Below are 20,903 nucleotides of genomic sequence, written 5' to 3'. Positions count from 1 at the left end.
GGGTGCCCCCGCACCGGACCCGTTCACCGTTCCCGTTCGGGAACCGGAATCACTGGCCGGACGGACTACCTGAGATGAGGAAGATGGATAGCTCCCCTCCATTCCCCTCGACGTACGAAATCCCCCCGGATCCACCATTCCCGACCGGAAACGCTCCGGTCGCCGTCGGCGTCACGTCGTCGCCTCCCATGCCCGCCGTGCCAGGACCGGCAACGCCGCCCCCGGACAGACCCGGCGCTCCACCGCCGCCGCTCGCCCCCCCCGAAGCCCCGGCGATCGCCGCGACCTGGATGTCGTTGGTGGCGGCCAGGAACGCCGTCTTCACGTCGGCATAGGGACTGTCGGCGATGCGGGACTGGATCAACCCGGCATATTCGGGATTGACCTCCTGACACGCGAAGGCCGCCCGCCCCAGGCCCGACCCGATCGCCGCGCGCTGATCGACGCTGGCCACCGCCAGAAGTGCGACGGCCTTGTCCAACGCCCGCGTATCGGATCCCACCAGGGCGCGAACCCGGGCGGAAAGCTCGATCGATGTCATCCCATAATCCGACAAAAGCGTGGCAGGCTGAGCGATAAAGGTCGCGATCTGCTCGGGCGTCGCGCGCGCGGCCGATGCGACGCAGCCGTTCTGTCGGATCTGCGCCATGGCCGCGCTTTCGGGAGCGGACGCAGCCGGCTCGGACGCAGCCGGCGCGCCGGACGGTGCCGCGACCTCGACAGGCGCCGCGAGCATCGGTGCCGCGGGCTCGGGCGATGGTGCCGCGCCCGTTTCCTGTCCCCATGCCACGCTGCCCATCAGGACGAGAGATCCCGTCAGGGCGACCATCCTCGCGCGCGCCGTGTTCATGTCGTCGAACCTCCCTCGGTGGCCGATGGGCCTACATCGCCAAGCATCGACGAACAAGCACGATGCGTCAGAATGCTCGGGCCGCTGCCCTTGCGTCAATCACGTCGCCGGAAGCAACGGCGGCCGCTCCGGTAACGTCTGTCACAATATTAAGGAATTTCTGCAACTCGGTCGAGTCGGCATTGGAGACATAGATAATGTCCTTATCCGCCATCGGTAGCTGCTGAATGGCGAAGAAGGTGCCGGGATCGCGCATATTGGCGCGCACCACGACCGGGATCTGGGAGCCGGTGAAGCGCGACACGTCCACCTGCATGCGCTCCAGCACCTTCCGGTCCACGAGGCGGTACAGGAAGACCTGAGCGGGATCGGCCCGCGCGTCGAGAAGACCGCCGGCCTTGGCCAGCGCTTCGGCGAGCGTCAGGTTCGATTCCTCGAAGTCGATGCGCCCGTTGAGGCCCGACGCGCCGAACGCCAGATAGGTCCGCCGCTCGCGATTCACGTAGATCGTGTCGCCGGGCGAAACGAAGATGTTCTCGGCCGAATCGTTGATGAGGTCGGAGAACAGGACCGTGCCCTCGCGCCCGCGCCGCTGCAGCGTCACGTAGGTCTCGACGCCCGGCGTCGAAAGGCCGCCGGCGCGCGCGATGACGTCGAGCACGCGCTCGCCCGAGGCGTTGAGCGGGAGTTTGGTCGGCTGGTTCACGTCGCCCAGCACCGACACCTGGCTGGACTGGTTGTCCACCAGCGTCACGAGAACCTGCGGCTCGATGGCGCGGTCGGCGAGCAGCCGCTCCACCTCGCGCTGGACCTGCTCGGCCGGCCGGCCCGCGGCCCGGATGCGCCCGGCATAGGGAACCGAGATCGTGCCCGAGCGGTCCACCGTCTGGTTGGGCAGGGTCACGAAGTTGCCGGGGCGGCTGCCGGCGTCCACCGGCACGAAGAGGCCGCCCGTCGAAGACTCGAAGATCGAGACCTGCACCACGTCGCCGATGCCGAGCACGTTGCCCGGCGCCGAGCCGCGCCCGGCGCCAAAGCCCGCCCGCAGCGAGGTCGTGCCCGATCGTTCGAAATAGGAAAGCATGCCTCGCGTAAGGTCCAGGAGGACATAATCGATCCCGACCTTGCGATCCTTCTCGCCGACGCGAATGCCGGCCTGGCTCTGGATGCTGCGGTCGTCCGGCCCCGACCGGGGAAGCGTCGAACATCCGGACACGCCCAAGAGCATGGCGAGTACGGACGTAACGACAACATGCGAGTGCGAACGCATTCGAAGATTCCAGATGTATCGTGGGCCGAGCTTATCGGCGATACATAGTTCAAATTCTACCTTCCCGAGCGTTGCCTCCGACCCGTCGACGGGAATTCCACAGATCGTTGCAACGCAGCAACAGATCGATAAATTGGTAACCATGGCGCCACGGGCTCGATCCGGGCGCTTGACTTCCTCCCTTCGTTAAGGAGCGAGGTGCGACAAATCAGTCGATGGAGGCCACCGTGTTGCCGTGCGGCCGGAACCAACGCCGCGGGTCGGTCGCCGACTGGAACTTGACCAGGGTGAGACGGGTGTCGCTCCATTCCAGGATGCGACCGGTCAGGTTGTCGAGGATCATGTCGCCGCGATCCGTGCGCACCGCCAGGACGGCATGCCCTTCGCCCGCGGGGGTCTGCACCACCCTCAGCTGCAGGGCCGACACGGGCAGTCCGGCGCGCGCCAGCTCGCGCCGCTTGGTGACGGCATAGTCGTCGCAGTCGCCGCCCTCGGGCGACAGAAGCCATACGTCGTCGAGCGGACCGCTGCCTTCCGCCACGGGACGGATCGACCGATTCACCCGGAGGTTCACCTCGTTGAGGAGCGCTTTCAGCTCCGCCGTCAGCCGCACCGGGCCGCTGCCGCGCCCATCGGTGCGGCACTCGGCGGGATAGCTCTTACAGAACACCACGTGGGCGAACGGCGCCAGCGTCGGCGCGCCGGCTCTGACGGTCGCCTTGTCCGGCGGAAGGCTCGCCCACCGGGCGGCGGTGCCCGGCTCGCGGGCAAAGGCCGGACCGGCCGCGATCATGGAAACGAAAAGCAACGTCTTGAAAGGCAGGACGGGCGACAACACCGCGAAACTCCCATCGATACAGGTTCGATGGTCATCCTTACAGACGGTCCGTCACGGCCCGGTTCCCCCCGGCGCCGGTCTTTAACTCAAGTTTTAGGAAGATTGCGCAGATCCTCGGGACGGGCTCTCGCGGGTCGAGATCGCGACCGTCGCGCCCAGAAGCGCGGCGGCGAAGACTGCCATGCCAGGGATTTGGACGGAGAAGTCCAGAAGATCGTGCATCGTCAGAAGCGCGAGAACGGCCAGCCCCACGGCGGGGGCGAAGCGCTCGCGGCGCCGATCGCGCAAGCCCCGCGCGAGGGCGGCCAGAAGCACGCCGTAGGCCAGCGCGCAGACCAGGGGGAACACCACACCCAGCGTGACCACCCCTTCCAGAAACACGTTGTGGGCCCGGTCCCACACCCAGTAGATCCCGCAGGTCGGGTCCCGGTAGGCCGGAAACACGAGATCGAAGGTTCCCGCGCCCGTCCCCATCGGCCAGGCGTCGCGCGCCGCGCGCCACATTCCAGGGAGGACGCAGAACCGGTCGTCGTTGAAGCCGGCGAGCGAGACGCGGCGCAGCGTCTGGCCACCGAAGACGACAAGCGCGCCGCCCAGGAGCACGACGAGGATCGCGGTGCTGCCGAACCAGCGCGCCGAGCGGCGGCGCCATCGCGAGCGCTGCCGCGTCCGCGACCGGCGCCGAACCGGTCGCCGCGCCTGAAGCAGAAAGGCCAGAATCGCGGCGGCCATCAGGCTGGAAGTCACGCCCGCCCGCGACTTGGTCAGAAACACAGCGATGGCGACGACGAACAAGGCCAGAACCGTCAGCACCAGTGGCCATTCCCGCCGCGCCCTGCCCGGCTCGGTCATCAGCACCCACAGCGCCAGCGGGGCCGGCCGGCCGTTTAGCCGGCGCGCCGCCAGCCCCATCAGAAGCAGCATCGTGCAGCCGAGAAAGGTCGCGGCCGTGTTGCGGTTCGCAAAGACCCCGGTCAGGCTGTCGCGATAGGCTCGCTTCGGCGCCCAAAGCAGCGTGTTCGGAAACGCGAAATGCTGGACGATGCCGAAAACCGCCACCAGACTTCCCAAGACCGCCAGGAACCGGAGCAGCCTCAACGCATCGCGGTCGGATCTGTAGAGAAGAAGAACGGACGCGAAGACCAGGAGCGGAGCCAGGATCGCCGGCAGCGCGCCGAGCGTGCGCTCGGGGGCGACCGAAACGCTGGCCGCCAGTTCCTGCCCCAGACGCTCCGCCGCCTCGCGCCAAATCGGGTGGACGACGAGAACGGGCGGATCGGGCATCGCCTGAAGAAGCACCCAGGCGGCCAGCACCAGTGCGATCGCCAGGGTCGCCGAAACGGGGAACCGGCCGCTTCGGCATAACGCGAAGACGAGCCCGCTCCACACCGCGATCGCAAGGCTCGCGGCGGGATAGGCGAACGGGCCGGTGGCGCCGAAGGGAACGAGCGCCAGGAGAATGACTGGCGCAAATCCCGCCCGCAGGATCGCGGCGCAAACCTTGCCCCATGTTCCAACCGCGCGTCGACCGACGCCGGGCCAAGCCATGACGTCATGTCGGTCCATGCCGGACGCGGAGTGCTCCAGCCGCTCGGCCATGCCTGTGGTTTCCCCTTCGATTTGCCGCGGGCTCCTGATATCAGCGAGCGGTCGAGGTGCCCAGGCGAATCAGGCACCGAGCCTTCGGGGTTGCCTGGAGACTCCGGCTCGCGCATACTGCAATGCAACATAAATTGAGCAGACTCATACAGACGGCTCCACCCGGACCCCGGTTTCTTCGACCCTGCCGGAGCTCGGAACGCCTGAAACCATAGGCTGCAAATCCTCTGGATGACAGAAACCGTCATCCAACCCAATGCCCCTGATCTCAACATCGAGAGCGATCCGATGCCAAACGCTTCCCCTGCACGTGCCGCGACGAAGGTCGCCGTTATCGGAACAGGCTATGTCGGCCTCGTCACCGGAACATGCCTCGCCGAGATCGGGTGCGAGGTCGTCTGCGTCGATCGCCTGCCGGAGAAGATCGCGGCCCTCCAGTCCGGCCGCGTGCCGTTCTACGAGCCGGGCCTGGACACGCTGGTCCTGCGTAACGTCGAGGCGGGGCGCCTCGCCTTCACCACCAGCATCGGTGAGGCCGTGGCAGAGGCCGAGGTCGTCATCATCGCGGTGGGCACGCCGACTCGCAAGCTCGACGGCAATGCGGACCTTCAATACGTCTATGCCGCCAGCCGCGAGATCGCCGCCGCGCTCGACCATTTCGCCGTGATCGTCACCAAATCGACCGTCCCGGTCGGCACGGGCGCCGAGGTCCGCCGTCTGGTTTCCGAGGCCAATCCGTCGCTCGACTTCGAAGTCGCCTCCAATCCGGAGTTCCTGCGCGAGGGCAACGCGGTTTCGGACTTCATGAAGCCGGACCGCATCGTGGTCGGCACCGAGTCCGAGCGCGGGCTCGCCGTCCTGCGCCGCCTTTATTCGCATTTCACTGAGAGCGGCTTCGAGCTGATCGAGACCGACATCAAGTCGTCCGAGCTCATCAAGTACGCGTCCAACACGTTCCTGGCGACCAAGGTGTCGTTCATCAACGAGATGGCCGACATCTGCGAGAACGTGGGCGGCGACATCGAGGCGATCTCGCGCGGCATGGGCGCCGACAAGCGGATCGGCCACGCCTTCCTGCGCCCGGGCCCCGGCTACGGCGGCTCGTGCTTCCCGAAGGACACGCTCGCCATGGTCCATATCGGCGAACGGGCGCTCAGCCCCGCCACGATCGTCGAGACCGTGATCTCGGTGAACCGCTCGCGCCCGCACCGCATGGTGGCCAAGGTCGTCCGGGCAGCGTCGGGCGAGGTGCGCGGCGCCACGATCGCGCTTCTCGGCCTCACCTTCAAGCCGGAAACCGACGACGTGCGCGACAGCGTGGCGCTGATCGTCGCCGAGCAGCTGTCGCAGATGGGCGCGCGGGTGCGCGCCTACGACCCGAAGGGGACCGAGAACGCGAAAAGCGTGCTGGGCGACTGCATCACCTATTGCGACGACCTCGATTCGGCGATGCAGGGCGCGGACCTGTGCGTCATCGCCACCGAATGGCAGGAATTCGCCGACAAGACGCCGGCCTATTATCGCGACGCGCTGACCCGCTCGATCGTGGTGGATTTGCGCAATGTCTACCGGACCGAGGACATGGAAGCGGCTGGTGTCGCCTACCATTCGATCGGCCGTCCCGCCTCCGCGCCGGCCTCGGCCGCCGTCGAGATCGGCATGCGCGCGGTCGGCTGACCGCCACAAGAGGTCCGGTCCGCCCTCCGTGTCAGACCCCGCCTCCTCCGACGTTCAAACTATTTTCCATTTCCATCAAACGCTGCGGCGCCGCGGACCTTGCAACCGGCGTCGCACACCGAGGGGCAGAATTTTCGAATGCGACAGCAATCGATCGATGGCGTTGAGTTCGTGCGGGTGGGCGGCTTCAAGACGGCCTGCCTCGGCCGCGACGGGCTCGTGGACCTCGTCCTCGGCACGGTCGCCGAACGAGTGCCGGGCACGCCGGCCAAGACGATGTTCGACATCAACGGGCACGGGCTGGCTCTCGCCTTCTGGGACAAGAGCTACCACCACGACCTGCTGCAGGCCGACCTGATCCATGCGGACGGCGAGCCTTTCGTGATGGCGTCCAAGGCGCTGACGAAGTCGCCGATCCCGGAGCGCAGCGCGACGACCGACATGTTCCACGACCTGTCGAAGGCAGGCGTCGAGCACGGGCTCAAGTTCTACATGCTGGGCGGCACCGAGGACGTGAACGCGCGCTGCGCCCAGCACATGCTGGCGGCCTATCCCGGCCTCCAGATCACCGGCCGGCGCGACGGATACTTCTCCGCCGCCGACGAGGCCGCGATCTGCGAGGAGATCAACGCGTCGGGCGCGGACGTCGTCTGGGTGGGCCTCGGCAAGCCTCTGGAACAGGCGTTTTGCCTGCGCAACCGTGAGCGCCTCAACGCCACCTGGCTGATCACCTGCGGCGGGTGCTTCAACTACGTCACCGGCGACTACGTCCGTGCGCCGATGTGGATGCAGCAGCGGGGCCTGGAATGGGCGCATCGCTTCGCCACGCAGCCGCGCAAGCTCGGCTGGCGCTACCTGACGACCTCGCCGCTCGCGCTGCTCCTGCTTCTGGCGCGCACCGGCGAGTATCGCGAAGCCTGATCGCCTCGCCGCGGCCCTTCGCCCCTTCCGCCGCGCCCGACCCGTCAGCGGTATTCGCGATAGGTCAGGCCGGTGAGATTGGCGATCTTGCCGGTGACGCGCACGAGATGGCAGACGTTCGCGATGCGGCGCTCGGGATGAGCGAGGCTCCGGGTGAGTTTCGCGCCGTAGAGCCCGAGCTGCGCCAGCGAGAAGCCGAGGGCGCGAAGGCGCCCGAAGCGGCCTCGATAGTCCCAGTCGAGCTGCACCGCCATGCCGGTCGTTCCGATGCGGAAGGCGCGCTTGACGATCCAGGCAAGGCGAGTGCGCGCGGGCGGCACCTCCTCGAAGATCGGCGCCCCGGCGGCCCAGGCGTAGCGGAACCCCTGGCGTTTCAACCGGGTGAAGGCCTCGACGTCCTCGCCGCCCAGAAGGTTGAACCGGAGGTCGAAGGCCTGTCCCGGAGGCACATCGGCAAGGCTTGCCATACGCAGGACGACGTTGCCCGCGCCCCAGATCATGTCGATCGGCCCCGTCGGATTGGGGTCGGAGCGATACAAGGGGCAGAGGCGGATCCATTCGGGCGTGTCCGGCGGAAACACCGGCTCGAAAGGGCCGCTCGTGGCGTCGGCCCCGGTCGCCTCGTGTACGCCGAGGATGACGCGCAGCCAGTCGGGCGCGAACCATTCGTCGTCGTCGATCATGGCGAGGTGGTCGAAGCGCCCGGCCGCCCTCGCCGTGTCCACGATCGCGTTGCGCACATGGCAAAGCCCCTTTTCGGGCACCGGCAGGCAGGCAAGCGGAAACGGGAAGCCGCCGGCCCGCGCGGCCTCGATCACCGGCAGTGCCTGTCCCCCGGCCGGGTCGTTGTCGAAGGCCATCACCTCCAGCGCCACATCGTCCGGCACATCGAGCGCGGCGGCCGCCGCCAGGAGCCGGGCGAGCCCGTCCGGGCGTCGATGGGTCGGGATCGCGAGAAGGACGCGCCGGGCGCCGGATGCGGGAGTCATGACCTATCCTCGGGGCGGCACGGGCACGGCGAGCGAAACCGGAACTCGACCTTACGGCCGATCAGCTTCCCCACCCTTTCGCAGCATCTTCGGCGCCCCGCACGCCCGAAGCGGTGCAGGCTTGGGCTGTGCGCGCGGTTCGGTTTGGAAACGGAGCGGGGATCGTGTTCGTCTTCGCGTTTTGCTATGCAGCATATAGGATGGCCTGCCGATCGCCTAGGCTGCGTGATCGCCATCCCGGGGACGTGGACACCAGTGACCAACAGCTTGGCGATCGCGTGTGAGCGGGCCGTGTCCACCGGGCGCGCGGGTGCGGCGACGGGGGTCGGCGCTTGACCGGTGGACGCTCCCTTTCGCGGCTGCGACCGCTGGTGCGCTACGGCCTCGCCGTCATGGCGCCATCGTTCGTCTCGCTGGCCCATCTCGTCGTGCAGCTGGCGATGCTGTCGCACGTCTCCGCCGCCGAGTTCGGAACCTTCGCCTTTCTGATGATCCTCGTTCAGTTCGGCTACGGATTGTCGAACGCACTGATCTCGACGCCCTACGACGTCCATGTCAGCCGGGGATCGAGCGACGAGGCGGCGCGTCGCACGCTTCTGGTCGGCAATCTCGTGTTCGCGCTCGTGGTCGGCCTCGCATGCCTTGGCGTCGGCGGGCTTCTGGGCGCGGGCTCCTGGATCGCGGTCTTCGCCCTCTTTGCCACGCTGTCGATGATCCGCTGGTTCGGTCGCGTCTTCAACTACGTGCGGCTTCGCCCGACCGCCGCCGCCCTGTCCGACATCGTGTATTCCCTCGTCCTGATCGCGCTGGCGATGCTGCTCGTCTACGGGGACCGCCTGGACGGCCTGTCGATCTCCCTCGCCTTCACGGTCGCGACCCTCGTCGCCCTGGCGAGCCTTGGGGGCGACTTCCTGCGCGCCCAGTTCGGCGGCCTTCGCGGCGCCAGCCTCCGACCCTACGCGCGCATCTGGCGGGACCAGTCGCGCTGGACGGTGCTCGGCGTGACGACGACCGAATTCACCAGCAACATCCATTCCTATCTCGTCACGCTTCTCGCCGGCCCCGCGCGCTTCGCGCCGATCAGCGCCTCGGCGCTCTTCATGCGCCCGGCGCTCCTGTCGATCACCGCCCTGACGCAGCTTGAGCGCCCGGCCATCGGGCGCGCGCTCGCCGCCGGCGACACCGGCACGGCGCTCGCCACCAAGCGGCGGTTCCTCCTGGCGCTCCTGTGCGGCTGGGTGGGAACGCTGGTGCTGGCCGCGCTCGTGATCCGCTTCCGTCCCGGCCTCGTCATCAAGCCGGGCTTCGACGCGTCGGAAATCCACCTCGCGCTCGTCCTCCTCTCGGCGATCACGCTGATCCAGATCTGGCAGGCGCCCAACAGCCTGCTTCTCCAGTCGCTCGGCCATTTCCGCGACCTGTCGACGGCCAGCATCTGGTCGTGCGCCGTGTCGGTCGTCGGCGTTCTCGCCATCCTCCTCGTCCTGCCGCCGGTCTGGTCGCTCGTCGGCATCGCCATCGGCCAGTTCGTCATGGCCTGGCGCCTTTCCGCGCTCGTGGCCGCCTGGAATCGCGGCTGCAAGGGCGAGCCCGCCGCCGAGCCGACACCCGCGCCGCTTCCAAAGGCCGCCCGTTGATGCCCGCACACTTCACCGCTCCCACGCCCAAGGATTCAAGCGCATCATGCTGAGCCTCGTCAGGCGCACCCTGAAGCCCCTCTTCTACGGAGCGCTCGCCGGTCTCGTGGAAGCGCGCTGGCGCGCCCGCCGGCCCGGCCGTCCGAGCGGCCTGCCCGCGCCGCTCGTCGTCTCGCTGACCTCCTACCCCAAACGGTTCGACGCACTCGTACCGACGCTGAAGACGCTCCTGACCCAGAGCGTGCGGCCCGACGCCGTTCTCCTCTGGATCGCGGACGGCGACATGGAGAAGCTTCCGTCCGAGATCCGGGCCATGGAAGCCGACGGGCTGCAAATCCGGCCGACGGTGGATCTCAGATCCTACAAGAAGATCATCCCCGCGCTCGCCGAGCATTCCGACGCCTTCATCGTCACCGCCGACGACGACGTGTATTACCCACGCGACTGGCTGGCGACGCTCTGCGAAGCCTACGTGCCCGGCGATCGGACGATCCTGGCGCACCGGGCCCACCGCATGTCGGTGGAGAACGGCCGCCTCCTTCCCTACGACCGCTGGCCCTTCGAGATTTCCGACCAGACGCCGGGCTGGGACGTGTTCTTCACCGGCGTCGGCGGCGTCTTCTATCCGCCGGCAAGCCTCCATCCCGACGTCGGCGACGTCGAGACGCTTCTGGCGCTCTGCCCGACCGGCGACGACATCTGGCTCAACTGGATGGCGCGCCGCGCCGGCAACCGCGTGCGCAAGGTCGGCCCCAAACGCCGCTTCTTCGAATGGCCCGGCTCGCAGGACGGGGCCCTTCAGACCGTCAACCGCGGCGAGGGCGACGGCAACGACCGCCAGTTCGCGGCGATCGTCGCCCGCTACGGCCTGCCCATGGGAGAACTCGCGAAATGAGAGCGGAAGCCTTTAGCGCCGTCCGCTGGACGAGCTTCGTCACGATCGCGCGCGTCGTCCTCCAGACCCTTCAGCTCATGGTGCTCGCGCGCCTCGTCGCCCCCGCCGACTTCGGCCTGATGGCGATGATCGTCTCGATCACCGCCTTCATCCAGCTTTTCGCGGACTTAGGGGTCAGCAACTCGATCATCCATGCCCGGCAGATCTCGCACGAGGTCCTGTCGACGCTCTACTGGCTGAACGTGGCGGTCGGCGCGGCGCTGTCCCTCGCGATCTGGCTGGCGAGCCCGGCGGCGGCCGACTTTTACGGCGAGCCGGCGCTCGTCACGCCCCTGTCGCTGGCGGGCCTGTCCTTCTTCCTCCTGGCGATCGGCCAGCAGGTCAAGGTTCTGGCCGAAAAGCGCCTCGCCTTCCGCTCCGTCGCCCTCGTCGAGATGACCTCGGCCGTGGTCTCGACAATCGTCGCGATCGTCGCGGCCTATCAGGGTGCCGGCGTCTATGCCCTGGTTCTGGCGGTGCTGACGCTGACGGGCGGCAACAGCATCCTTTACTTCCTGTTCGTGCGGGACGGCTGGCTGCCGGGCTTCCACCTGCGCTTTCGCGAAGCGTCCTCGCATTTGAAGGCCGGCGCATTCCTACTCGGCACGAGCCTTGCCAACACCTTCGCCATGCAGTCCGACGTCATCATCATCGGACGCATCCTCGGCAGCGCGGCGCTCGGCGCCTACACGGTGCCGCGCGAGCTCTGCCTCAAGGTGATGATGGCGACCAACCCGATCATGACCCGCGTCGGCACGCCCTTGATGGCGAAGGCTCAGGACGATCCGGACATGCTGCGCCGCATCTATCTCGCGACGATCCGGATGACGTCGTCGGTGAACTTCCCGATCTATGCCGCCATGGCGACCTTCCGCCACGAGATCACGCTCGTCGTCTTCGGCCCGCAATGGGCGGGCTCGGCGGATCTCCTCGGCATTCTCGCCGTCTGGGGCATGTTCCGCTCGCTCGGCAACCCCGTCGGCAGCCTTCTCTACGCCACCGGCAACGCCAAGCTGGCACTGGTGCAAAGCCTGTCGGTGGCGGTGGCGCTGTCGCTGGTGATCGCGTTCAGCGCGAGCTTCGGCCTTTGGGTCGCAGCCTCGGCAATGACGCTCTTCTACGTGCTCTTCGTCTTCGCGCTCTGGGCCTTCGTCCTCAGGCGGATCATCGACGTCGGCCTGTGGGACTATACGAAGCAGTGGCTCGTGCCGCTGGCGATCACGGTGCCGACCTCGCTTGCGGCCTACGGGGCGGCGATGGCGGTCGAACCCGCTATTCTGCGCCTCGCTGTGGGGCTGGCGGCAGGCGGCGCGATCTACACGATGACGAGCTTCCTGTGCAACCGGGTCTGGTTCACCGCCATGATGCAACTCGCCCGCCGCACCTGACACGATGCGCCGGGACGGGCCACCCCCGTCCCGGCGCCCGCCTTCCGTTCCGGTATCCGGCCGGAGACCCGAACACCACCCTTATGCCCCGACACGCCCTCACGGTCCGAGCAACACCTCGGCCGCGCGGTCCCTGAGGGGAACGCTTTCAAGGAGCACGACCGCGATGCAACCCACGTTCAGCGTCGTCATCCCGCTTTACAACCGCGCCGATGTCATCGAGGCGACGATCCGCTCGGTGTTGGATCAGACCTTCTCCGATTTCGAGATCGTCGTGGTCGACGACGGGTCAAAGGATGATCCCGAGGCCAAGGTCGCTGGTATCGGCGACCCGCGCGTGCGCTACGTCAGGCAGGACAACGCCGGCGGCGGGGCGGCGCGCAATCGCGGCATCGACGAGGCGCGCGGCCGCTTCGTCGCCTTCCTCGATTCCGACGACGTGTTCCTGCCCGGGCATCTGGCGGCCATGCACGCCCTTCTGGAGGGAACCGCGGATACGGCCGCCTACTCGCCGGTGATCGTCGATCGCGGTGATGGAGTAACGTTCGTCAAACCGCCGCGTGCTCTAAGGGAAGGTGAAGCAATGGCTGATTACGTCATGCGCGATCGCGGCTTCGTGCAAACAAGCGGTTTGGTCGTTCCCCGGCACATCGCCGCGACGGTCCGGTACAGGCTCGGCCTTCCCTTTGGTCAGGATACGGATTTCGCGATCCGGTTGCATCTTTCCGGTTGCCGCTTTCGTATGTCACAAGTAGCAAGTGTAGTCTGGAATGACGCGTTCGACCCCAATCGCGTATCGGCAGCACGAAAAGGTAACCGTGTCGTAGGGTGGCTGGAAGAAATGCGTCCCCTAGTTTCCAAAAAAGCTTATCTTGGATACCGCGGCTGGCACGTGGCGAAGGGCATTGCTCCGACCCAGCCTTGGCGCGCGGCTCATTACTACTCGAGTGCATTGGTCAACGGATGCTACGGACCGAAGCTGGCGATTGCGGTGTTGCTGCAGATCGCGCTCCCGACACCGATCTATCGCTCCCTGGCGGACCGGATCGCCAGCTCAGTCCGGCGGGCCATGTGAGCGAAGAGGGATCGCCCTTTTTCACGGTGGTGATCCCGGTCTACAACCGGGCGCGCATGATCGCGCGCACGCTGGAGTCCGTCTATGCGCAGGATTTCCCGGATTTCGAGGTCGTCCTCGTGGATGACGGCTCCACCGACGATCTGGAAGGCGTGGCCGCGTCGCTGAGCTATCCGCGGCTGCGAATCGCGCGCCAGGAGAACGGCGGCGCGAGCCGGGCGCGCAATCGCGGGATCGACGAGGCCCGCGGCGACTACATCGCCTTCCTTGATTCCGACGACACCTACCTTCCCCATCATCTTTCCACCATGAAGGCGGCGATCGAGGGCCAGCCCGGCTCGGTGGTGTATAGCCCGGTGATCGCCAACCGGGAGGGCGGCCGGCAGTTCGTCAAGCCGCCGCGCGCCATCTTCGCGGGCGAGAACATGGCGACCTATCTCATCTGCGACCGGGGCTTCGTCCAGACCAGCGGGCTGTGCGTGCCGGCCGACGTCGCGCGGCGCGTGCGCTACCGCGAGGACGCGCGCTATGGCGACGACACCGACTTCGCGATCCGCCTCCAACTGGCCGGCTGCAACTTCCTGATGACCCCGACGCCGAGCGTCGTCTGGTCCGACGACCTCGACCACGACCGGCTGTCGCATCTGCGCCGCCCGCTCGCCGAACTCGACTGGCTGGACGATCTGAAGCCCTACATCCCGCCCGAGGCTTATCACGGCTATCGCGGCTGGCACCTGGCGAAGAGCATCGCCCAGGAGCAGCCCGGCCGCGCTCTCTGGCTCTACGCCCGCGCCGTCCTCAAAAGGGCATATTCCCCCCGTCTGGCTGGCGTCGTCCTCATGCAGATCGTCATGCCGAACCAGACCTATCGGCGGCTGACGAACTGGTGGGTCGAGAAACGGAAAGGCGCAAGGACCGGCTCTTGAACCGACGCGAATTCCTGAACGGCGCGGCCGCGCTCGCCGGCACGGCGGCGATCGGTCCCTCGATGGCCGCGGCCGCAGCGCAGCCTTCCTCGCTCCGCCAGCGCGCCGAGGCCAAGGGGCTCCTGTTCGGATGCGCGGTGAAGTCGACCGCCCTTCGGAACGATCCCGACTACGTCCGGGCCATCCTCGAGGACGCCGACATTCTCGTTCATGAGTATGAGTTGAAGCGCAAGAACGTCGAGCCCAAAGAGGGGCAGTACACGTTCGAGGGCGCCGACGCCGTGATGGACTTCGCCGGGTCGCACGGGCTCAAGGTGCGCGGCCATACGCTGTGCTGGTACGCCGCCAATCCCGACTGGCTGGCGAACGCGTTGCAAGGGCCGATGGCCGAGCGGGAGCGGCTCCTGGTTTCCTATATCCAGACCGTCATGGACCGCTATCGCGGGAAGATGCAGTCCTGGGACGTCGTCAACGAGGCGGTCGAGCCCGACCAGTGGAACTGGAACGGCATGCGCCGGGACAATGTCTGGTGGCAGGCCTTCGGCGAGGACTATATCGGCCTCGCCTTCCGAACGGCGAAGGAGCACGGCGACGGCGCGCCGCTCTACCTCTGCGACTACGGGGTGGAAAGCGACGTGCGCTGGAACGAGCGGCGCCGAACCGCGATCCTCAACCTGATCGAGCGCTTGAGGGCCAGGGACGTGCCGATTGACGGCTTCGCCATCCAGGGCCACCTCAAGCCGTTCCAGGCTTCGTTTGAGCCGGAGGTCTTCGCGCGCTTCATGCGCGAGCTCGAAGGCTTCGGTCTTCAGACCATGGTGAGCGAACTGGATGTGGCCGACATCGACGGCCCGGACGATCCTGGCAAACGCGACGCGGAGGTTGCGGCGGTGACGAAGAGCTTCCTCGACACGGCCCTGTCGTTCCGGTCGATGACGGGCGTCCTGTGCTGGGGCATCAGCGACCGCTATTCCTGGATGTCGGACATCGCGCCCTACAAGCGCGCGGACGGAACGCGCTCGCGCGTCCTTCCCTATGACGACGGATACCGCAGGAAGCCGATGTGGCAGGCGATCGCGGACGCTCTCGACGGCGCCCCGGCGCGCGGCAGCTAGCCGCCTGTTCCACGCTCCGGAGCGTGTTTCCTCAGCGAGACAGCCTCAACTGGCGCCGCATGTCGTAGCGCTCGTGCAGCATACGCGTCATCGGCACTTCCAGCGCCTTGTGCAGGATGCAGCCGACCGCGACCGAGGTGCCGATGCCGACGAGCGAAGCGACCTCCGGCGCGAAGTCCACGATCCCGCAGCCGACGAGAAGCTTCAACGTGGCGCCGGCCGCCTGGTACACGACGAGGATGTGGAAGAGGTAGATCGAGTAGGACGCATCGCCCTAGAACACGAGGGCGCGCGGCCAGGCGATGCGGTCGTTGAGAACGAGGATCCCGGCGAAGATCAGGAGGCAGGGCAGGCCGCGGGCGAGAAAACGCATGACGCTTTCGTTCGGCACGAAGGCGAAGGCCCAAAGGAGCGCCAGCCCCAGCGCGACGAGCGGCCACCCGGAAGCCTTGGGCAAGAGCCCGCGTTGCCAGAGAACGGCCGCCGCGCCGCCGAACAGGAACTCGAACAGGATCGGGTTGGCGAGAAACGCACCCGCCGCCGTGTCCGCCGGCAGCGCGAGGCCAACCGCGAAGACCACGGCCAGAAAAGCGCAGAGCGTGGCGAAGACGTGCCGCGTCCCGGCGACCAGCGCGGCGAGGAACACGAGATAGAACAGGAACTCGTAGTTCAGCGTCCAGCCGACGCCGACGATCGGCTGCAGCACCCCGTTCTCGTTGAAGGACGGGACGAAGGCGAGGCTGAGAAGGCGTAACGGGTCGAAATCGAAGGGTATCGGCCCGCCCCGCACGGCCCAGGCCGCCAGCTTGAGCGCCAGGAAGAGTAGCGTCGCCAGCGCGTAGAGCGGCCAGACGCGGATGATGCGCTGGACGATGAAGTCGGCCTTCGGCCGGCGCCCTTCGACATAGGGCCCGGCGATGACGACCATCAGGAAGCCGCTGAGGATGAAGAAGAGATCGACGCCGAACGCTCCGATCTCGACGACGTGCTCGTTGAACAGGAGGCGCGGCTCGGGCAACCCCAGCGCCGGATCGGCATTCACCGTCACCGCGCGAAAGGCGTGATGAGCCACGACGCAAAGCGCCGCGACGGCGCGCAGCGCCTGAAGGGATTCGATCTTGTTGCGCGCGGCGGCCATTGGCTGTCCGTTCCGTATGAGCTTTGCCGTACCGAGGTGGTCCGTTTGCGTATAGGACGGATCGTGCTCTCGATGTTGCTCGTGCGCACGATCCCGACGGCTTCTCAGCGTGGGCGCGAATGATCTCGATGAGCGATCACGCCGTCATCCTGCGCAGATACGACCACCGTTCGAAGACGAGCTTTCGCAGGACGATAGGTCCGACGAACCCCGCCCCCACCAGAATGGGGGCATACAGGATCATGTATTCGTTCGTGTAGGGGATCGCTCGCTTGATCACCTCCTTCGCGAAGCCGATGAACGGCACGTTGAAGAGGTAGATGATGAAGACGTAGCCCGACAGATATGTCAGCCATTCCTGCCGTGTGGCCCAGCCGCTCCGCATGAAGGCGATGATCGACGGGATTGCCGTCGCGCTCATAACGAGAATCCAAAACCGTGAAGCGTAGAACTCTCGTAGATCCCAAAACGAGACGAAGAAAACAGCGGAGGCCAGCAGAAAGGCGGCGTGGAACGCCAGCGCATGTCGATCGACCAGATCGTAGGCGCGCTCTCTCCTATGGCAACAGACGACACCCAGCATGAAGAAGAGATAGAATTTTCCGACATAGAACAGGTAGTAAATGTCGGGAACGTCGATCAGGAACAGGATGCCGGCCGCGAGCAAGACGGCCGGGACAGGAATTTTTCCGATACCGCAGAGCAGCGCCGTCATGATGCTGAACAGGAAGACGACGAACAGATACCAGATGAACTGAACCGGCGAAGCGGCGAAGCCATAGTGGCCGAGCACGCCGAGCACATTCTGCCCAAGCGTCTGGTCGCTCAACGAAACGCCGGCTACGTCCCGCGCGACCGTCTTGCCCGCTATGATGATGATGGCCATCGCCATGAAAGGGATCAGCAGTCGCTCCGCTCTGGCGCGCACATAGCCCGGAAAGTCTCGAAGGCGGAGATCGTCGTAGCGCTTCAGTCCGAAGACGAAGCCCGAAAGGAACATGAAGAGCGGCATGTGGAAGAGATAAATGTAGCTCTCGGGTATGAACCACCATTCTCCACCGACCGGAGGCGCATATCCGAAGATGTGACCTACTACGACGAGAAAGATCGCGAGCACTTTCGCCCGCTCCAGATCCCAAAGCCTTCCCATTCAAACCCCTCATCTGAACCGGAAATCGTCCGATTCGCCTCTCGAGCGCATCCGTTCCCGACAAGGCCCGTCAGGCTGGCCTCGCAGCCACCGGCTGCGTTGTCGAAGGTCGCCGTGAGACGATAGGAGACTCCGCGCGGCCCTTGACCCTCGTCTTCGCGATCAGATGCATGGACAGGACCGCGGAGAGCATCATGAACCAGACCTCTCGGTCGCGCGAATAAAGCTGCGTCTCCATGAGGTTCTGCAGGACGGCAAAGAACCAGATCGAGAACAAGAGCGAGCAGGTCTTGGCGTTCGATTTGTCGACGCAGAAGACGAATTGATAGAACGGCAGGATCACAGCCGCCAAAACGGCGAGGCAGAGGCCAGGAAGGCCCGTCGTCGCGAACAACTCGATGTAGCCACTGTGTGAATGGACCGTGAACTCGACATAGGCCTCTTCCAGATAGGGAACGGCAGGTGTTTCGTTCCCCGTTCCCCATAGCGAACTGTAGCCGGACCCCGTCCAAAAATGATCTTTGGCGAACGCGATGGCCGTGTCCCAGATCGCGACCCGGCCGGTGAAGGATGTCGGATCATCCAATACTCGTGCGATGAGATCCTGATAACCGAAGGCCAGGACCGCAAGAAGCGTAGCGACAAAGAGAACGGTCAGGATGAACCAGATGCGCCCCCCATTGGCACTGAAGACCGCGCGGTAATAGAAGCCGAGAGGGATGACGATGGCCAGAAGGCCAAGGGGCGTCTTCGACTTCGAACCGATCAGGAAGAACAGGCAGACGAAGAGGAAGAACCAATCCCTCTTTCGTCTCAGCGTCACCGCGTAATGCGTAAACACAATGACGGCTACGGCGCAAACGGCTCCGGCCGTGTTCTTATGAAGGAAGACCCCGCGCCAACCACCGACGATGCTCGGATCCGTTTCTGTCGCAGGATGCACTGCAAATGAGGGAAACAGGAAGACGGAGATTAGCGAGAAGGTAATGACGACCGCCAGACCCTTGTAGAGAACGTTGAGCGTGCGGGAGGGACCCAGAAAGTCGATGGACAAGGCCAACGAAATCAAGGTCATGCAGAGGAGAACCATCCGCCGGAACGAGATTTCGGGGTAGTAGGCCCAGCTCGTCGTCGTCGCGACCCAGACCAGAAAGATGATCTGCAGGATCGAGACGCATCGTGGCATCCTCGCGCCTTTCAACCAAAGCCAAAGGCCGATGAAGAGCAGAAAGATGATCGCATAGATCAACTGCTTGGTGGCGTCGCCGTTGGCGGCGGCTTCCAGCCGTCCCAAGCGTGCCTCTTCCGAGTCGGCTGCTCCGAAGTTGATGCGCACCATGATGGCGAGGAACAGTGTGAAGAACAATGCCTCAAGGCGCGCCATCGCCTTGTCTGAGAACGTCATGCTGCGAGTTCGCCTTCAGAACGGAGCAAACAAAACAGGAGGCCAGCACCGTCAGCCGACGCATCCGTATGCGACAGGCGATACGCGGACCCTTCCGACCGGGCATGTGCGTCCGAGCCTGTCGCCTCGTCGGCCCTCGAACGCTGCAGTGCAGCAACACTCTTACCCCTTATTCCCTGCAATCGGAACAAGGCGCGACGGAGGCATGGCGATTTTCGGCGCGGCGCGACCTTGGCCGTGCGACACGCCCGCCTCATGCTTGCGCACGGACCGGCCGCACGGCGGCGCCCCGGCTCTGGAACGGCGCCTCGAACAGACGCCACACCGGATAGGCGATCGCCACCGAGACCGCGAGTGCGGCCGGAAACAGCAGCAGGCGATTGAGGGCGAGATCGAGCGACCCCAGGCCGAACTCGACGTCGATCCAGTAATGCTTGAAGGCCGTCGCGACGGCGCCGTGCACGAGATAGAGGCTATAGGAGATGACCCCGAAGAAGACGAGGATCCGGTTTTCCAGAAGCGAGACCACGCGGCTCGACTGGTTGCGCGCGACCCAGACCACAATCACCGTGCAGGCCGTCGCCTGGACCACGAAGACCGCGATCAGCGCGAGCGCCGAGCCGGAAAACACCCAAGGGGGGAACATCGCGGTCAGCGTGCCCACGGCGAAGAAGGCGAGCGCGGCGCGTCCGGACACGCGAACCACCGGTCGAATGGCCATGACACCGCCCGCGCAGCCTAGAAGGATCGCGCCGAAGGGCATGCGGTCGAGCTGAAACGGCGTGATGATCGGAAAAAGGTAGATCCAGACGATCAGGCCCAGCATCAGGACAAGGGTGCCGATCAGAAGATCGGCATGGCGGCGCGCGGGCGTGAAAAGCAGGAGCGGCGCAATGACGAGGTAGAACTGCTGCTCCACGGCCAGCGTCCATAGATGACCGAGCGGAAGCCAGTCGTCGGCGCGGGCCATCAGGAAGTTCTGCAGATAAGCGGCATAGAACGCCACCTGCGAAAGCGTCATCCCCTCCAGATGGATCGCCACCGGCAGGCTGAGGAGGAGAACCACGTAGTAGGCCGGCATGATGCGCCGCGAGCGCTTGCGCCAGAAGTCGGCGAGCGCAGCCAGCGGGCGCGATCCACGCTCTTCGACCCGGCGCCTCGACCGATGGAGATTGAAGATGATGAGATAGCCACTGAGGACGAAGAAGACGTTGACGGCAAAGCCTCCGATCTGGAGGAACCCGGCGGCCGTATGGGTGAACACCACCGCCACGGCTGCAATGGCCCTGATGCCGTCGAAACCCGCAATCCGGTTCACTGCCGCTTCCCTGCCCGATCAGAGACCACACCGGCAGCCAGCATAGAATGTATGCTGCAGGACAGCAATGTGAGCGGTCGCCTCGGTGTCGGCAATCGTCGGATACCGAACCTTCAGGGTATTGCGCTGCCGCATCGACACAAGGTTCGAACCGGCAAGTTTTGTTCAAATGCACCTTGAATCAGTATCAAATTCGGGCTTCCAAGTTCGGCAAGTCTGAAATTTTCGGGAGTAATGTCCGGGTATGTCCCCTTAGGGTTTATCCAATGGCCGCCAACCTGATCTCGAAATACGCCGCCCAACTTCTGGGAACTAACGGCAACGACTACCTGGCCTCCAGCATCGCGGGAACCTTGATGAAGGGTGGGCTGGGCAACGATACATACTTCGTCATCTCCCCGAAGGACTTCGTGGAGGAAAGCGCCAATGGCGGTATCGACACGGTCCTGACCTGGAGGACCGACTACACGCTCAGCGCCCATGTCGAGAACCTGACCATCGGCGGCGTCGGTCTGACCGGGGTCGGAAACTCTCTGAACAACGTTCTAACGGGTGGCGAGGGGCGCCAGACCCTGGTCGGCCTGGAGGGCAACGATACGCTGACCGGCGGCGGTGGCGACGATATCTTCATCATGACGAAGGGGAGCGGCCACGACACGATCACCGACTTCTC

Annotated in this window: 18 protein-coding genes and 1 pseudogene; 9 read left to right on the top strand and 10 right to left on the bottom strand. The window is 65.6% G+C overall.

Going from position 1 to position 20,903, the window contains the following annotated elements; translation table 11 throughout:
• Window positions 1-49: 49 nt before the first annotated feature.
• The 4 genes from H7A85_RS19410 to H7A85_RS19395 form a co-directional block, all read right to left on the bottom strand.
• The gene (locus H7A85_RS19410; protein WP_182422189.1) at window positions 50-850 is read right to left on the bottom strand and encodes a hypothetical protein; all 801 of its coding nucleotides are present in this window, start codon (window positions 848-850) and stop codon (window positions 50-52) included.
• A gap of 67 nt (window positions 851-917) precedes the next feature.
• Entirely contained in the window at window positions 918-2,066 is a 1,149-nt protein-coding gene (locus H7A85_RS19405) for a polysaccharide biosynthesis/export family protein (RefSeq protein ID WP_244631292.1), read from the bottom strand.
• Window positions 2,067-2,328: 262 nt separating this feature from the next.
• Window positions 2,329-2,958, bottom strand: a complete 630-nt coding sequence (locus H7A85_RS19400; RefSeq protein WP_182422188.1) for a transglutaminase-like cysteine peptidase — start codon at window positions 2,956-2,958, stop codon at window positions 2,329-2,331.
• A gap of 93 nt (window positions 2,959-3,051) precedes the next feature.
• Window positions 3,052-4,557, bottom strand: a complete 1,506-nt coding sequence (locus H7A85_RS19395) for an O-antigen ligase family protein (protein ID WP_182422187.1) — start codon at window positions 4,555-4,557, stop codon at window positions 3,052-3,054.
• Window positions 4,558-4,845: 288 nt separating this feature from the next.
• Here H7A85_RS19395 and H7A85_RS19390 point away from each other — a divergent pair, with 288 nt between their 5' ends.
• Both H7A85_RS19390 and H7A85_RS19385 read left to right on the top strand, forming a co-directional pair.
• Window positions 4,846-6,234, top strand: coding sequence for a UDP-glucose/GDP-mannose dehydrogenase family protein (locus H7A85_RS19390; protein WP_182422186.1), 1,389 nt, complete (start codon window positions 4,846-4,848; stop codon window positions 6,232-6,234).
• Between the two features lie 138 nt (window positions 6,235-6,372).
• A complete protein-coding gene (locus tag H7A85_RS19385; protein WP_182422185.1) occupies window positions 6,373-7,155 on the top strand; it encodes a WecB/TagA/CpsF family glycosyltransferase in 783 nt (260 codons plus the stop codon).
• 44 nt (window positions 7,156-7,199) lie between these two features.
• Here H7A85_RS19385 and H7A85_RS19380 read toward each other — a convergent pair whose 3' ends face one another.
• Window positions 7,200-8,144: a glycosyltransferase gene (locus tag H7A85_RS19380; RefSeq protein ID WP_182422184.1), complete on the bottom strand. Its 945-nt coding sequence runs from the start codon at window positions 8,142-8,144 to the stop codon at window positions 7,200-7,202.
• 332 nt (window positions 8,145-8,476) lie between these two features.
• Between H7A85_RS19380 and H7A85_RS19375 the strand changes: the two genes are divergently transcribed.
• From H7A85_RS19375 to H7A85_RS19350, 6 genes are all read left to right on the top strand, one after another.
• Window positions 8,477-9,781 (top strand): polysaccharide biosynthesis protein, encoded by a 1,305-nt coding sequence (locus H7A85_RS19375; RefSeq protein WP_182422183.1) that lies wholly within the window; start codon window positions 8,477-8,479, stop codon window positions 9,779-9,781.
• A gap of 46 nt (window positions 9,782-9,827) precedes the next feature.
• Window positions 9,828-10,676 carry a glycosyltransferase family 2 protein gene (locus H7A85_RS19370; protein WP_182422182.1) on the top strand — a complete coding sequence of 283 codons (849 nt, stop codon included), beginning with the start codon at window positions 9,828-9,830 and terminating at the stop codon, window positions 10,674-10,676.
• Window positions 10,673-12,103 carry an MOP flippase family protein gene (locus tag H7A85_RS19365; protein WP_182422181.1) on the top strand — a complete coding sequence of 477 codons (1,431 nt, stop codon included), beginning with the start codon at window positions 10,673-10,675 and terminating at the stop codon, window positions 12,101-12,103. Before H7A85_RS19370 ends, H7A85_RS19365 begins: the two co-directional genes overlap by 4 nt.
• Window positions 12,104-12,269: 166 nt before the next feature.
• Complete coding sequence (locus H7A85_RS19360; protein WP_182422180.1) at window positions 12,270-13,178, top strand: glycosyltransferase family 2 protein; 909 nt, start codon at window positions 12,270-12,272, stop codon at window positions 13,176-13,178.
• Window positions 13,175-14,104 carry a glycosyltransferase family 2 protein gene (locus tag H7A85_RS19355; RefSeq protein ID WP_182422179.1) on the top strand — a complete coding sequence of 310 codons (930 nt, stop codon included), beginning with the start codon at window positions 13,175-13,177 and terminating at the stop codon, window positions 14,102-14,104. The genes H7A85_RS19360 and H7A85_RS19355 overlap by 4 nt, the downstream gene beginning before the upstream one ends.
• Complete coding sequence (locus tag H7A85_RS19350) at window positions 14,101-15,219, top strand: endo-1,4-beta-xylanase (protein ID WP_182422178.1); 1,119 nt, start codon at window positions 14,101-14,103, stop codon at window positions 15,217-15,219. Before H7A85_RS19355 ends, H7A85_RS19350 begins: the two co-directional genes overlap by 4 nt.
• A 31-nt stretch (window positions 15,220-15,250) precedes the next feature.
• On the opposite strand, the gene H7A85_RS19345 is transcribed toward H7A85_RS19350, so the two are convergent.
• The 5 genes from H7A85_RS19345 to H7A85_RS19325 all read right to left on the bottom strand — a co-directional run bounded on the left by H7A85_RS19345 (window position 15,251) and on the right by H7A85_RS19325 (window position 20,230).
• Window positions 15,251-15,427, bottom strand: a complete 177-nt coding sequence (locus H7A85_RS19345; protein ID WP_182422177.1) for a hypothetical protein — start codon at window positions 15,425-15,427, stop codon at window positions 15,251-15,253.
• A 66-nt stretch (window positions 15,428-15,493) separates the two neighbouring features.
• Window positions 15,494-16,357 carry an acyltransferase gene (locus H7A85_RS19340; RefSeq protein ID WP_182422176.1) on the bottom strand — a complete coding sequence of 288 codons (864 nt, stop codon included), beginning with the start codon at window positions 16,355-16,357 and terminating at the stop codon, window positions 15,494-15,496.
• Between the two features lie 136 nt (window positions 16,358-16,493).
• Window positions 16,494-17,507: an acyltransferase family protein gene (locus H7A85_RS19335; RefSeq protein ID WP_182422175.1), complete on the bottom strand. Its 1,014-nt coding sequence runs from the start codon at window positions 17,505-17,507 to the stop codon at window positions 16,494-16,496.
• Between the two features lie 70 nt (window positions 17,508-17,577).
• Window positions 17,578-18,912 (bottom strand): O-antigen ligase family protein, encoded by a 1,335-nt coding sequence (locus tag H7A85_RS19330; RefSeq protein ID WP_182422174.1) that lies wholly within the window; start codon window positions 18,910-18,912, stop codon window positions 17,578-17,580.
• Between the two features lie 253 nt (window positions 18,913-19,165).
• On the bottom strand, window positions 19,166-20,230 hold the full coding sequence (locus H7A85_RS19325) for an acyltransferase (RefSeq protein ID WP_182422173.1): 1,065 nt from the start codon (window positions 20,228-20,230) through the stop codon (window positions 19,166-19,168).
• A 266-nt stretch (window positions 20,231-20,496) separates the two neighbouring features.
• On the opposite strand from H7A85_RS19325, the pseudogene H7A85_RS19320 reads away from it, so the two are divergent.
• Window positions 20,497-20,903 (top strand): annotated as a pseudogene (locus H7A85_RS19320) (1,3-1,4-beta-glycanase); the annotation flags it as partial.

Origin of the sequence: Aureimonas sp. ME7 (assembly GCF_903970965.1) — a bacterium.
GTDB lineage: Bacteria > Pseudomonadota > Alphaproteobacteria > Rhizobiales > Rhizobiaceae > Aureimonas.
The sequence above is the reverse complement of the archived record's forward strand: the minus strand, read 5'-3'. Positions and strand labels throughout refer to the sequence as shown.